Below are 14716 nucleotides of genomic sequence, written 5' to 3'. Positions count from 1 at the left end.
ATCATACAAACACTTGAGACTTTTTCCAAGTGCTTGATAACTTTAATCAAGCTTATTATTGACAAAATTACTTACAATTTCCGTTGTAATTCGGTAAATTTTTACTCGATTATATTTGTGAATACCTTACTCTTTTCACTAACCGTTATTTTAGCAGTAAAACAATACGATAGTAATACATATTTTAAAAACTTATCGCTAACTGCATAAATAATTAGAAAAATATTAAAACTCATAAACTTAATCTATTCAAAAGTAGAATAAATCATGTATTTTTATTGTAAACAAGAGGGCGTTTCCCTGATTGAGCTAATCACTTGTATCTGTATTATTGGAATTATTGCATGTATTGCAACTCCACACTTCCTCCACATACTACAAGAAACTGAACAAAAAAATATTTTTCCTTTATTGGATCAACACATCAAATTTGCTAAAAATAGCGCAATATTACATCACAGTGATATTGTCATTTGTTCTTCTGTCGATCTAGATACCTGCCAAAATGATCAATGGAATACAGCGATCATCATTTTTATTGATAGAAATCATAATCAACAACATGATATGAATGAACAATTATTACAACAAACCAAAACAGAATTAAAATATGGCAATCTTAAATGGAACGGCAATAGTACTCATCGTAAATTATTAACATTCAAAGGTGATACTGGTTTACCAAGAGGTGCCTATGGAAGTTTTTACTATTAGACCTCTTGCGAAAGTCGTTATTGCAAGTTCATTCGGTTTACCAGTACAGCGATTAAGTTAATGCGTAAACCGAATCTTTTTCGTCTATTTCGATAGCGTTCACTTAGTATTCTAAATCTTTTCAATTGACTGTTAATATGTTCGATTACAACTCGTATTTTTCCAATCATTTTATTGTAATTTTTCTCAGCATCAAATAAGGGGAAATTCTTCTTTTTCTTTATTGGCATCAATAATTTAAAGCCATCTTGCTCTAACCCATAGTACCCTAAATCGGTTATAACATAGTCACAATGTTTGAATTTCTTAACTGTTTTTCTTGCCAATTTAATATCATGCTGACTGCCAGACGATATATCTACTCCTATGATTTGTTTGCTCTTCGGATGATAGATCACTTGAGCTTTTAACGTATGTTTCTTCTTTTTACCACTGTAGAACTTACTCTGATTTTTTTTTCGGGCGTTCTATTGAACATTCTGTAGCATCAATAATGACCCAGTTAAATTGTTCGTTTGCTGTGGTAATGCTTCGTTTGGGCAAGGTAAAACGTCTTGATTTCATTAATGCATCTTCAACCTTTTTAATAGTTCGATTCACATTACTTTCAGCGATATGGTAATTTACAGCCAATTCCAATTGAGTGCTGTAATTCCGTAAGTAATTGAGTGTTAATAACAATTGATCCTCTATAGCTAAAGTATGAGGACGCCCAGATTTCTTTTTAAGTGATTCTGCTTCTTTTAAAACTTCGACCATTTCACTAAAAACTGGTCGAGGTACGCCAACCAAGCGCTGGAATTCAGAATCTGAAAAACGGTTTAATTTCTGATATTTCATGAAATCTATATTGAGGCAGTTTTTACTTTCGCAAGAGGTCTATTGTAGTAATTACGATCCATCCAAACATTTACGCTTCAAGATGGGACAAATGGCAAATTTAAATGTAGCCTCAACAATAACATGTTAAAAACTAGTCTCTAGCGTCTAGAGTTCTATAGACATTCTTCTTTATTCTATATCTTTTTTTTATATACTGCTTAGGCTCTGGAAACAATCAACAACAAGTGAATTGGAGAATACAACAATGACTGACATCGTAATTGTCAATGGTGCACGTACTGCAATGGGCGGATTTCAAGGGAGTCTGGCGAGTGTCACTGCACCTGAACTAGGTGCGACTGTAATTAAAGAAGCTGTGTCTCGTGCGGGTTTAGACACAAACGATGTAGAAGAAGTCATTATGGGCTGTGTGCTTCCAGCAGGTTTAAAACAAGGCCCTGCTCGCCAAGCCATGCGTAAAGCAGGTCTTCCTGACTCAACAGGTGCTGTAACCATCAATAAACTATGTGGTTCAGGAATGAAAGCCGTCATGCAAGCTGCTGATGCGATCAAAGCAGGTTCTGCCAATATCATCGTTGCAGGTGGTATGGAGTCGATGACCAACGCACCGTATTTACTACCGAAAGCACGTGGTGGTTACCGTATGGGGCATGGCGAAGTTAAAGATCATATGTTCTTTGATGGTTTAGAAGATGCTGAAACAGGTCGGCTCATGGGATCTTTTGCACAGGATATGGCAAATACCCGTGGCTATACCCGTGAACAAATGGATGAGTTTGCAATCCGCTCTTTACAGCGCGCGCAAAAAGCCATTACTGAAGGTTATTTCGCTGACGAAATCGTTCCTGTCACTGTTTCAGGTCGTAAAGGCGATGTGGTTGTTGATCAAGATGAACAACCCTTCAATGCCAATATTGAAAAAATTCCGACATTGCGTCCTGCTTTTGCTAAAGACGGTACAATCACTGCTGCCAATGCCAGCTCAATTTCAGATGGAGCTTCAGCTTTAGTTTTAGCTTCTGCTGAACTTGCGGCACAAAAAGGTTTACAGCCTCTTGCTAAAATTGTTGCTTATGCTTCAAACTCACAGCATCCATCTGAATTTACCATTGCGCCTGTAGGTGCGATTCAAAAAGTTTTAGACAAAGCTGGCTGGACTGCTCAAGATGTTGATTTATGGGAAATCAATGAAGCATTTGCTATGGTGACTATGTGCCCAATCGATGATTTCAAATTGGATGCTGAGAAAGTTAATATCAATGGTGGTGCTTGTGCACTAGGACATCCTGTCGGCTCTACTGGTTCACGTATTATCTTGACATTGATTCATGCGTTAAAACGCACGGGCGGTAAAAAAGGTATTGCTGCACTATGTATCGGTGGTGGTGAGGCAACTGCTGTTGCAATTGAGCTTTTATAATTGCTCAATAAATAAGGTCTGATTTTAATAAAAAATCCCTCAACATTGAGGGATTTTTTATACTGTCGATTCATTTCAAAATAATCACTCTAACAATGACTAAAATAGAATAGCGCATGATCTTATGCTTACTTAAATTTGTGGTATTTAAGATGCGATTTCAGCTAAAACTGGGGCGCGAACGAAGTATTCTCTATATTCATCATTTATGTAAAAACGTTTTCATTTTTACATTTGTTGTTTACGTACTGAATGTCATCATTCATACAAACTCACACATCAATATTGGAAAACTGAGCAATAATCGTTAAACCAATCGTAATAAAAGCGATGCCTAACCAACCTGCAAAATCGATATTTTGCCCAAGAAATGCTTTTGCCAAAAGTGCTGTTGCAATTACGCCAATGCCTGACCACAACACATATAGAATGCCTGCCTGCATAAATTTCAATGCATAAGCTGCACATGCAAACGAAATCATATACAAAACCAATGCAATCCCTTGATCAACTTTATTTACCAAACCATCACCCTTTGCCGAATAAAAAGTTGACAATACATCGGTAGCGATTGCGATCAATAGCCAAATGACCCCAGGATTTATTTTTGCAAGCAATAAAGACATGGTTATTTTCATTTTATCATCATGGGCGGATTTTAGCCCAAACGACTTAAAACCACTAGTATGCAAAGATGTTCCAATGTACTTCCAAGAAAAAAGGTGAATATAACATTCACCTTTTTATCAAATACTGAGTTTAATCAAAGTAACTCTTTACGCAATTGTTCAGGTGACTTCATTGACAACAAACCTGGGGCAACATCAAATGCAGTCTTGGCACCATACTGCTGCATTTGGTTTAAGCGATAACATGCACGTGCATATGCAACCAATACACTCGCGGTAAACTCAGGATTACTGTCCAATTTCAGTGAAAATTCAACCACTTGATTTTGTTCAGTGCTGGTATGACCACTACGAATGACAAAACCGCCATGCGGCATTTTTTGATGATCTTTTGCCAAAGTTGCTTCATCAATGAAATTTACAGTCGTATTATAATCTGCAAAATAGTCCGGCATGGTCACAATCGCTTGCTCAACGACATCTGCATCTGCGCCTTCTGCAAGTACAACATAACATTCACGATGATGTTTTTCTTTGGTACTTAAGGTTGGACGTGCACCACTACGAACTTTTTCAATCGCATCGGTTGATGGAATGGTGTACTGAACACCCGCTTTCACACCATCTACACGGCGAATTGCATCCGAGTGTCCTTGACTCAAACCTTTACCCCAAAAAGTATAGGTTTCACCATCAGGCAATAATGCTTCACCAAATAAACGGTTGATCGAGAACATGCCTGGATCCCAGCCAATTGAAATCATGGCTGTTTTCTTATTAGCTCTTGCAGGAGCATCCACCGCAGCAAAATATTCTGGAATACGGGCATGCGTATCAAAACTGTCCACGGTATTGAACTGAGCTGCCAGAATTGGGCCTTGCTGTGGCAAATCATCTTTAGAGCCACCACATAAAATCAAGACATCAATTTTATCTTTAAAATCATTTAAAGAATCCATTGCATATACTTGTGTTTCAGCAAAGCATGGAGAAACTGTTGCAGGTTCACGACGGCTAAAAATACCGACCAATTGTAAATCTGGATTTTTTTGAATCGCAGTTTCAACACCACGCCCTAGGTTACCGTAACCGACGATACCAATACGAATTAAATTTTGCATAAGAACGATGTCACTTCTGATGAGAAAGTTAAAATAGCCCAGCACAAAAAAATGTTGCCATTTTTTGACTGTTTATAGGCTGTATAAAGAAGATTACAGATCAGGATCGCTGATATTCAGACACAGACACCTTAACATATTAAATTAAAATTAATAGAAAACATGTAGATATAATTTTTAATTTTCCATTTGTTCAATCATAAAAAAGCCTGCTTAAAGCAGGCCTTTGAAACTTCAAATTGAATCAAGCACCCGTTTGATAATGTGCTTTTGGTACAGCCGTTGACGCTTGGTACGGGTTTTTAAAGTCATTTAAACCCGCAGCCGCTTCAGTAATATCTTTACCTTCTTTAATCACGAAAGTATCAAAACCTGAACGCTTCATGTAGTTTAAAACATCTTTAAATACATCACCTGTTGCACGAAGTTCGCCTTGGTAACCTTGACGGCGTAATAACGCAGCAAATGAATAACCACGACCATCATTAAAACCTGCAAAATCAATAAAAATTGCGTCGAGCTGGTCAAGTGGAAATTGATTCACTTCAGGCGAAGTGTCCACCGTAATGAACAAGGCTTTTTTACCCGTTACATTTGCAATCTGATCTAACTGTTCTACAGTTAAAAGTACGTCACCTTGTGGTAACACCCCATCTTCACCAATGATTTGGTAAGTGTTGTCTGCAATCGTGCCATCTTTAGAGAGGACTTGAAGTGCTGTATTAAGCATATGCACGCTCCTTAAATGGTTGAATGCCAACACGACGATAGGTTTCGATAAACGCTTCACCTTCGTTACGTAGGTCAAGATAAGTATTTAAAATTTCTTCAACCACATCAGGCACTTTTTCCGCTGCAAATGATGGCCCTAAGATGTCACCAATAGACGCATCATGATCTGCATTACCACCTAAAGTAATTTGGTAGAATTCTGCGCCTTTTTTATCAACACCTAAAATACCAATGTTACCCACATGGTGATGACCACAGGCATTCATACAACCTGAAATATTTAAGTCAATATGACCCAAATTGTATACCGTATCTAAGTCATCAAAACGGCGTGAAATGGCTTCTGAAATTGGAATCGATTTTGCATTTGCCAGTGAACAGAAATCACCGCCCGGACAGCAGATAATATCAGTAATAAAACCAATATGTGCACGAGCAAGATTATTCTGTTCAAGCACTTGCCACAATTCAAACAAATCTTTCTGTGGCACATCCACCAATGAAATATTTTGTTCGTGTGTGGTGCGTAATTCACCGAAGGTATATTTGTCTGCAAGATCAGCAATCAAATTCATCTCTTCCGTGGTCATATCACCTGGCGCAATCCCTGCACGTTTCAGTGAAATCGTCACGATACGATAACCTGTCACTTTATGGGCATTGGTGTTGATATTGAACCATTGTTTGAATTTTGGATGCTCTGCAAACTGTGCTGTGAAATCTTCATCTGCATAGTTTTGATAGTTAAATGGTGTGAATTCTTCATCCATTTTCTTCAAAGTTTCAGCATCAATTTTCAAAGTTTTAATGGTTTCAGCAAATTCTGCTTCGACTTTTTCAGCAAATACCGCAGGCGTTAATGCTTTAACCAAAATCTTAATACGCGCTTTATATTTATTGTCACGGCGACCATGTAAGTTATATACACGAAGTACCGCTTCAAGATAAGCGATTAAATCTTCACGTGGCAACCATTCACGGATCATGGAACCGATGATTGGCGTACGTCCTAAACCACCACCTACTTTAATTTTGTAGCCTAATTCGCCAGCTTCATTACGCGTTAAATACACACCAATATCATGGAAAGATACTGCTGCACGATCAATCTCAGCCAAAGCCGATACCGCAATTTTGAACTTACGTGGCAAGAAAGCAAATTCTGGGTGGAATGTTGACCATTGACGGATCAACTCACACGTTGGACGTGGATCTGCAACTTCACCTGCAACCACACCTGCATATTGGTCAGTGGTGGTATTACGAATACAGTTCCCTGAAGTCTGAATCGCATGCATTTGAACTGTCGCAAGTTCAGCAAGCATATCAGGTACATTTTCCAATGCAGGCCAGTTGAACTGAATGTTTTGACGGGTTGAAACATGCGCATAACCACGGTCAAATTCCTGAGCCAATTCAGCAACTTTGCGTAATTGCTTTGAGTTCATCAGACCATATGGCACGGCAATACGTAACATCGGCGCATAACGCTGTACGTATAAACCATTTTGTAGACGTAATGGACGATACTCATCTTCAGTGAGTTTACCCGCTAAATAACGTTCCGTTTGATCACGGAATTGTGCAACACGTTCATTGATCAGTTGCTGATCGAAATCAGTATATAAATACATGGCGTACAGCTAGTAGTTTCATTATAACGATGCACAATATAACGAGATTTAATCTATCAGCGAAATGCTTTTTTTACATATTTCATAGCGGTTTTATTGATAAGCATGCTGCAAAGACATAAACAGCAATGCTTTGAAAACATTTCACTAATGTATTTACACTATTGATATTTTTCTTCATTGCTTATCTATATTTGTGATAAGAATCATTCCACTACCATACGGACTGTTGTATTGTAATTCAAAGTGTTAAATATGTATTTTCCCAATATTCTTGTTTAAATTCACCTTCACGCAATTGCACATAACGCCCATATACATGGTCTATCGCGATGCAATCATCAACATCCAATACACGGTCAGTATGTTGTTTTTGCCAATGCTGTGCAAAATTTGCCTTGCCCTTTTCTTTAGCAGCCTTCGCATTTTGTGCCACCACCAATACATAGCGGTGTAACTCACCAAACTCATGGGCATCGTAACCACCCAAATTGATCAGCCACAACTTTTGCTCAGATGCATTCGGCTGCGCATTACTCCACTGAATTTGATATTTTTTATTTTCAAACTCAAGACCTGAAACTTTCATCCAAGCATCGATATGTAAACCTTTTTGCTCACCAAACCATGCGCTTTTCAATTGCGGATAAATGTCTTCAAGTGAGTCTCCCACAGCAAGCACAACATCATGCACTTCAGTATTGGCACGTGCATGACGACCACCCAACATCACAATAAACAAACTTGGCATTTCCAATCCTTTATACAGCACCAGCCACATGTAAAAATTTGAGTAAAATTAAAGCACCTAATGATAATACGGCATTATTGAAAAAATGAATCAATAACACATGCCAAATATTGCGCGTCCACAAATAAATAAGATTTAAAAACAAACCTGCTGTCATAAAACTGATGGTCGCAATCACATTGCCATCAAAGTTATGATAATGAATCAAACCGAATAAAATAGAGTTGAACAACACTAAAAGCACACGCCACAGCCACGGCGTGATAAAAAGCTTTTGCAATAAAGTATAGCGAAACACAATATCTTCGAGTAAAGCTGTAAATAAAGGTCCAAGGCTAATCATGAATAAACTAAAAAATGGAATAGTTTTAGGATCAATCAGCGCGGTCTGTTCAGTGTTTGTATCTGTAATTATCGGTAAAAATTGTCGAGTGATGGAGACCACCACTTGCAACAAAACAGCCCCAACAATAACCAACACACTCGAACGCCAAAACGCGCGTTTATATTTCTGCCAATGCGCATAGAGCATGTCTTTATATAAATAACATACGATGGCGAATAAAATGCCACGAAAAATTGAATCACCTAACGCAACATTGGCACTCATCCCCCAAAGACGCTCTAAAAATGCCCCATTTAAGAAAATGAGTGGGATAATCAATAAAGCAAAACTATCGCGCCATTGCCATGTAATTTTTTCGGGAAATTCTTCTGCACGTATCAATTGAACAAAATTTGACATTTTAATTTTTAAACATAATGATCTATCGTCGCTATTATCCCGAATTGAACAAGCGTAGGTCTGTGCATCTTCTGTGAATTTTTAGACAAAAAAATCCCCCTTAAATTAGGAGGATTTTTGTTCAAAAGCTATGCAAAAGCATCTTGCTAGATATTTACATATCGACCATTTCTACACCATCAATGCGGGCAACCGTCATCAAGTCTTTATCACCACGACCAGAAACAGTTGCAATGATGATTTGATCTTTATCCATCGTCGGTGCAAGTTTGGTCACGTATGCCATCGCATGTGAGCTTTCTAGTGCAGGAATAATCCCTTCAATTTGAGTTAAATCACGGAAACCTTGCAGTGCTTCAGTGTCATTGATCGGAACATAATCAACACGGTGCATATCTTTTAAGAAACTATGCTCAGGACCTACACCTGGATAATCTAGACCCGCAGAGATTGAATGTGTTTCAATGATTTGACCTTGTTCATCTGACATCAGGTAAGTACGGTTACCATGTAATACCCCCACATGACCTGCATTGAGTGGTGCTGAATGTTTCCCTGTTTCAATGCCATAGCCTGCTGCTTCGACACCATAGATTTTTACATCTTGATCGTTTAAAAATGGATAAAATAAGCCCATCGCATTTGAACCACCACCAACACATGCCACTAAAGCATCAGGTAAACGACCTGCTTGTTCTAGAATTTGCTTACGTGCTTCACGACCAATGATCGATTGGAAATCACGCACCAATTGTGGATATGGATGCGGGCCTGCCACAGTACCAATCACATAATAAGTAGAATCAACATTGGTCACCCAATCACGCATCGCTTCATTTAATGCATCTTTTAATGTTTTAGAACCACTTTCTACAGGCACAACTTTTGCACCTAACAAACGCATACGGTACACATTCATGGCTTGACGTTTAACATCTTCTGCGCCCATGTAAACCACACATTCCATCCCTAAACGTGCTGCAATTGTCGCGGTTGCTACACCATGCTGACCTGCACCCGTTTCAGCGATAATACGTCTTTTGCCTGAAAGTTTAGCCAGTAAAGCTTGTCCAATGGTGTTATTCACTTTATGAGAACCTGTGTGATTAAGGTCTTCACGTTTTAAATAAATTTGTGCACCACCCAACTCTCTCGACCAACGTTCAGCATGATATAAAGGGCTTGGACGACCCACATAATATGCCAAATCACGGTCAAATTCTGCCAAGAACTTTTCATCTGTTTTCATGCGGTTATAAAGATTTTCTAGATCTTCTAACGCCGCCATCAAAGTTTCTGATACAAAACGTCCACCATGGATCCCAAAATGCCCTTTTGCATCAGGAAATTGGGTATAGTCAATCACTTGATCTTGTTGATTACTGTGCTGATCCACGTTGGACTCCTTGCATAAACTGTTGAATAAGTTGTTGGTCTTTTATACCTTTTGCGGACTCTACACCGCCACTGACATCGACTGCATAAGCAGCTGTTGTCTTGATCGCATCTTCAATATTTTCAGGTTTTAAACCACCCGCCAAAATTAAAGGCAGATCAAGTTTTGGGAATTTTTCCCAATCAAAACTGTGTCCTGTTCCACCTTTCAGTTCAGGATGCCATGCATCAAGAAGCATAGCACTTGCACCTGCCTGTTGATATTGCTCAATCTCTGCAATCACATCTAAATCTGCTTTGACTTGGATGGCTTTATACCAACGACGTTGATTGTCTTGTGCAATTTTTTGGCACTGTGCAGCTGTTTCATCGCCATGAAATTGTAAAATATCCAATGGAACTTCTGCCAACACCTGTGCGATCTCCTCGCTGCTTGCATTGACAAATAAGCCAACAATACTGACATAAGCAGGAATATGTTGTGCTAGAACTTTCGCTTGTTGAATACTGACAGCACGTGGACTTGGTGCATAAAAGACCAAACCAATCGCATCCACACCTGCATTGACTGCAGCATGAATATCTTCTGTACGGGTGATTCCACAAATTTTGGCACGTGTTCGCATCGTTCTAACTCTAATTCCATTTTATAAAATAGAGGTTGTTTCTATTTTAACACCGTCATTGTAATGCAATTTTTTTAATCCTGTCCGTTTTGTTTTAAGTTTGCTCTTAAAATATTTTTTGGCTATCTCCATACACCGATATCTGACTATTATTACAATAAAAAATAACACCTTTAATGAAATATTCCATTTCAAAATCTAATTCTTCACCTAAATCATCTTTGATTAAAACTTTTACATCGGGTTCGATTTCAAGTTCTATCGCCCACGGTTCTACAATCACTGTAATTTTTTCTTTCGCACTATTTTTAAATCTCAATTCTTTCATTTTTTCTTACTGTTTTTTATATTGTTTAATTGAATATCTAACTTTATACTGCGCGCAAAGACAGCAAGTCTATAGCTTCGGCTTTGGGAAGTTGGTGAAAATCCAACACTGCCCCCGCAACGGTAATAAAGAATCTTATTTCGTTTAAATTTTTCAATTTAAGCAACTGTACATAACATGACGTATGGGAAGGTAGAAATAAGTGGAATATTGACTATTCTATATTTAAGTCCGGATACCAACTTGTTGTACCTCTCAACTCAATCATTCACGTGGGGTGAATGTATGGAGCATCTCATGACTACTTTTTTTAAACCTACTGCGCTTGTAGGTGCTGTCGCTGCTGCGATGGGGATTTCTGCTACTGTTTTTGCGGCAACACCAACAACTCAAGACATTATTACCTTAGACCCTGTCGTCATTACAGCAACACGTGCTGAAACAAAAGTGAATGAAGTCCCTGTACGTATTAGTGTCATTGACCAAAAAACGATTCAACAGTCTCCAATTGCAGATTTAGGTCAATTATTGCAACGTGAAGCGGCTCTAAATATTGTACAAAGCGGTGGTATTGGTCAACAAACATCTGCGTTCATTCGTGGTACAAACTCAACACATGTATTGTTTTTAAAAGATGGTGCAAGTCTAAATACCGCATTAGATGGTGGTGCAAGTATTCCATATATTGATTTAAGTGATGCGGGTCAAATTGAAGTCTTAAAAGGCCCCGCTTCTGTTCAATATGGTACAGATGCCATCGGTGGTGTGATTAATGTCCGTTCAGCAATTCCAACCAAACCCCAATTTTTCGTCACAGGCGAAATGGCTGAAAATAAGACTTATAAAACTGTAGTTGGTGCAGACTTCGCTCAAGATGGCATCTATGCGCAAGTTCGCAGCCAACGTCTTGAGAGTGATGGAACAACCGTCACCAATAAAGATAAAAATCGTGCATCTTATGACCAAAAAGGCTACAGCGCTAAAGTGGGCTATGAACAAGAACAATATGGTGCTGCTGTCAGCTTAAGTGAGAATAAAGGGACCAATGTTTACTATGGTGGTGCTCAAGATTTCTTTAACCGTCTAATTAATGTCAATGGTCGCTTTAATTTCACGCCTGATTTAATTTTAAATGCACGTTATTCTAATTTTAAAGATGAGTTAACAGGGAAATCATACCTCAGTTATTTCAACACAGAACGTAACGAAGCTGATCTCAATTTACGTTGGAAATTTAGCGAACATCAAAATGTATTGATCGGTGCTTCATTAAATAATGCAGATATAGAAAGCTTATCAATCATTGGAAAATCTAAAAGTCTAGACTCAGTCGGCTATTATGTTCAGCATCAATATGATCATGCAGGTGTTCATACCCAAGCTGGGGTGCGTGTAGAAGACAATGATCAATTTGGAACACACACTGTGGGTCAACTTGCTGGGCGAATCCAAATTGCACCATTAACCAGTATTTATGCAAACATTGGCAGTGCATTTAAAGCACCTACAGGGAACCAACTGTATTACATTTACGAAGATACGCAATGGGGCAATACCTATGGCAACCCAGACTTGAAACCTGAAAAAAGTCTTTCTTATGAAATAGGACTTGATCAAAAGCTTGCTTATGGCTTATCAGCTTATACGTCTATTTATCAAACTAAAGTAAAAAACTTGATCGAATACACATATGGATATCCTGATTCAACCTATCAGAATGTCAGCAAAGCCAAAATGACAGGTGGTGAAGTCGGTTTGAAATGGAATCAAGATGATTTATTTTTAACCACTGAATATGCTTATGTGAAAACAGAAAATGAAGACACAGGTTACGAATTAATTCGTCGTCCTCGCCAATCTTTCACGGTAACAGCAGGTTTAGAAAATCAAACCTATGGAATCAGTACATCGGTGATTGCGAAGTCGACATCGAAAATTTCAAATTCAGCCAATTCAGCAACACTACCTGGGCATGCAACTGTAGATTTAAATGCCTATTGGAATATCAGTCCTTACGCTAAACTGTTCACAAATATTAAAAACATGGGTGATGTGAAATATAAAACTGCAAACTATTATGCAGATGAATATTACATTAACTCAGGACGCCAAGCGTCTGTTGGTGTGACATTTAAATACTAAGATGCTTTAAGCTTAGACAAAAACTTTTGAGGATAATGCCATGATGAAGGCATTATCCTTTTTAATGTCATTGAGTTTTAAAACTTTCAAGGAAAAATTATGGGACACCGTTTAAGTAAAATCTATACGCGTACAGGTGATGCAGGCACCACAGGTTTAGGTGATGGCTCTCGTATTGCAAAAGATGACTTACGCATTGCAGCTTTGGGCGATGTCGATGAACTCAACTCCATTGTGGGTGTTTTACGTTCCCAAATTGCACTCAGCACAATTGAGAAAAAAGCAGATTGGGACAAATCTTTAAGCCTGATTCAGCATTGGCTATTTGATTTAGGCGGTGAAGTATGTATTCCAAATTACAACTTACTACAACCGATTTGTGTGGAATTTCTTGAACAAGACATTGACCGTATGAACGAAGACCTGCCAATGTTAAAGGATTTTATTTTACCAGCAGGCACAATTGTATGTAGTTATGCCCATCAAGCACGTGCTGTATGTCGCCGCGCAGAACGCAGTTTGATGACCGTGCATACACGTGATCAAAATATTCAAGCAACCGCTTTACAATTACTGAATCGTTTATCGGACTGGTTCTTTGTCGCATCACGCACTTTACAACGAGCGGAAGGCGGTAGCGAAGTACTATGGCAAAAAAATATTAATGAGACGATTTGATCAAAAATTGATATAAATGAGATGGAATTATTTATAGCAATCCTCTCCCTAGCTCTCTCCTTTTAAAAGGAGAGGGAACCTCCATTATAAATTCAATATAAATGACAACTCGACATACAAGAAATTTAATCATCTCTATTGAATATTTTGAGCAGAACAACAATCATCTTTTTTGTTAGATTGACCAAACAGGGCTCATTATGAAAATTATCGGACATCGTGGCGCACGTGGCGAAGCACCAGAAAATACCTTGGGGGGATTTCAATACATCCATGACTTAGGTATTCGTGCGGTTGAGTTTGATGTACGCCAACTCAAAGACGACGAACTCATCATTATGCATGATGATAATTTTTTGAGGACTACAGGCGTTGAACAAGCACTATATCCCCTAAAAAGTACCGAGTTGGACACCTACAACCAAGCACATATTTGGATGGATTGGGCAAAACAAGTCACGCCTACACTGAAACAATCACTCCAGATCATGCAAGACTTTCAACATATTGAAGTGGAAGTGAAAGCAGTTGAAACAGAAGCACAAGCTGAAAAATTAACTTTAGAATTACAACGCCAATTACAAGGTTTCGAACACAACGCGGTGATCACCAGTTTTGATCTGAAAATTCATCACGCTTTAAAACAACAAGGTACCCAATTTAAACAAGGCTTACTCATTGAAAAGGACATCGGTGAACGTGCAATTGAACAAGCGCTTGATCTTAACTGTGTTCAAATCGGTTGGATGGATCAACTTGCTCATGATGACATCATTAAAAAAACGCAAGCGGCACAACTCAACATCAGTGTATGGACAGTCAATGACATTGAGCGTGCCAAACATTTACGTGAACTAGGCGTTCAAGGTTTAATTACCGATTTTCCTAAAATGATGCAAATAGCCCTACAGCAAAAGCAATAATGCTGCATTAAAATTGTGGATTTTTGTTTTTATTT

Annotated in this window: 15 protein-coding genes and 1 riboswitch; of the genes, 5 read left to right on the top strand and 10 right to left on the bottom strand. The window is 38.4% G+C overall.

The features are described 5' to 3' along the window. Nucleotides 1-267: 267 nt before the first annotated feature. Complete coding sequence (locus tag G0028_RS03675; RefSeq protein WP_180046910.1) at nt 268-714, top strand: GspH/FimT family pseudopilin; 447 nt, start codon at nt 268-270, stop codon at nt 712-714. Between the two features lie 17 nt (nt 715-731). On the opposite strand, the gene G0028_RS03670 is transcribed toward G0028_RS03675, so the two are convergent. Beyond that, a protein-coding gene (locus G0028_RS03670) for an IS5 family transposase (protein ID WP_194088746.1) occupies nt 732-1554 on the bottom strand; the annotation gives its coding sequence in 2 pieces (ribosomal slippage) (nt 732-1172 and nt 1174-1554; 822 coding nt in all). Nucleotides 1555-1801: 247 nt separating this feature from the next. Here G0028_RS03670 and G0028_RS03665 point away from each other — a divergent pair. Further along, on the top strand, nt 1802-2977 hold the full coding sequence (locus G0028_RS03665; RefSeq protein ID WP_130074220.1) for a thiolase family protein: 1176 nt from the start codon (nt 1802-1804) through the stop codon (nt 2975-2977). Nucleotides 2978-3249: 272 nt separating this feature from the next. On the opposite strand, the gene G0028_RS03660 is transcribed toward G0028_RS03665, so the two are convergent. From G0028_RS03660 to G0028_RS03620, 9 genes are all read right to left on the bottom strand, one after another. Continuing rightward, nucleotides 3250-3603, bottom strand: coding sequence for a DMT family transporter (locus G0028_RS03660; RefSeq protein WP_130074250.1), 354 nt, complete (start codon nt 3601-3603; stop codon nt 3250-3252). 137 nt (nt 3604-3740) lie between these two features. Continuing rightward, nucleotides 3741-4727, bottom strand: coding sequence for a diaminopimelate dehydrogenase (locus G0028_RS03655; RefSeq protein WP_180045269.1), 987 nt, complete (start codon nt 4725-4727; stop codon nt 3741-3743). 244 nt (nt 4728-4971) lie between these two features. Next, nucleotides 4972-5457, bottom strand: a complete 486-nt coding sequence (locus tag G0028_RS03650) for a DUF934 domain-containing protein (protein WP_130074218.1) — start codon at nt 5455-5457, stop codon at nt 4972-4974. Further along, nucleotides 5450-7093, bottom strand: a complete 1644-nt coding sequence (locus G0028_RS03645) for a nitrite/sulfite reductase (RefSeq protein WP_180045268.1) — start codon at nt 7091-7093, stop codon at nt 5450-5452. Before G0028_RS03645 ends, G0028_RS03650 begins: the two co-directional genes overlap by 8 nt. A gap of 241 nt (nt 7094-7334) precedes the next feature. Further along, nucleotides 7335-7844 carry a DUF1543 domain-containing protein gene (locus G0028_RS03640; protein ID WP_180045267.1) on the bottom strand — a complete coding sequence of 170 codons (510 nt, stop codon included), beginning with the start codon at nt 7842-7844 and terminating at the stop codon, nt 7335-7337. Nucleotides 7845-7854: 10 nt separating this feature from the next. Beyond that, nucleotides 7855-8589 carry a CPBP family intramembrane glutamic endopeptidase gene (locus G0028_RS03635; protein WP_180045266.1) on the bottom strand — a complete coding sequence of 245 codons (735 nt, stop codon included), beginning with the start codon at nt 8587-8589 and terminating at the stop codon, nt 7855-7857. A gap of 154 nt (nt 8590-8743) precedes the next feature. Next, on the bottom strand, nt 8744-9985 hold the full coding sequence (trpB, locus tag G0028_RS03630) for a tryptophan synthase subunit beta (protein WP_130074214.1): 1242 nt from the start codon (nt 9983-9985) through the stop codon (nt 8744-8746). Beyond that, nucleotides 9969-10610 (bottom strand): phosphoribosylanthranilate isomerase, encoded by a 642-nt coding sequence (locus tag G0028_RS03625; protein WP_130074213.1) that lies wholly within the window; start codon nt 10608-10610, stop codon nt 9969-9971. Before G0028_RS03625 ends, trpB begins: the two co-directional genes overlap by 17 nt. A 106-nt stretch (nt 10611-10716) precedes the next feature. After that, the gene (locus tag G0028_RS03620) at nt 10717-10938 is read right to left on the bottom strand and encodes a hypothetical protein (protein WP_180045265.1); all 222 of its coding nucleotides are present in this window, start codon (nt 10936-10938) and stop codon (nt 10717-10719) included. Between the two features lie 48 nt (nt 10939-10986). After that, nucleotides 10987-11200: riboswitch (cobalamin riboswitch) on the top strand. Between the two features lie 35 nt (nt 11201-11235). On the opposite strand from G0028_RS03620, the gene G0028_RS03615 reads away from it, so the two are divergent. From G0028_RS03615 to G0028_RS03605, 3 genes are all read left to right on the top strand, one after another. Further along, complete coding sequence (locus tag G0028_RS03615) at nt 11236-13080, top strand: TonB-dependent receptor plug domain-containing protein (protein ID WP_180045264.1); 1845 nt, start codon at nt 11236-11238, stop codon at nt 13078-13080. 99 nt (nt 13081-13179) lie between these two features. Continuing rightward, the gene (locus G0028_RS03610; RefSeq protein ID WP_130074210.1) at nt 13180-13758 is read left to right on the top strand and encodes a cob(I)yrinic acid a,c-diamide adenosyltransferase; all 579 of its coding nucleotides are present in this window, start codon (nt 13180-13182) and stop codon (nt 13756-13758) included. 200 nt (nt 13759-13958) lie between these two features. Beyond that, complete coding sequence (locus tag G0028_RS03605; RefSeq protein WP_180045263.1) at nt 13959-14681, top strand: glycerophosphodiester phosphodiesterase; 723 nt, start codon at nt 13959-13961, stop codon at nt 14679-14681. Nucleotides 14682-14716 lie beyond the last annotated feature (35 nt).

This window comes from Acinetobacter piscicola (assembly GCF_015218165.1).
Taxonomy (GTDB): domain Bacteria; phylum Pseudomonadota; class Gammaproteobacteria; order Pseudomonadales; family Moraxellaceae; genus Acinetobacter; species Acinetobacter piscicola_A.
This window is presented reverse-complemented; position numbering and strand designations above follow the sequence as displayed.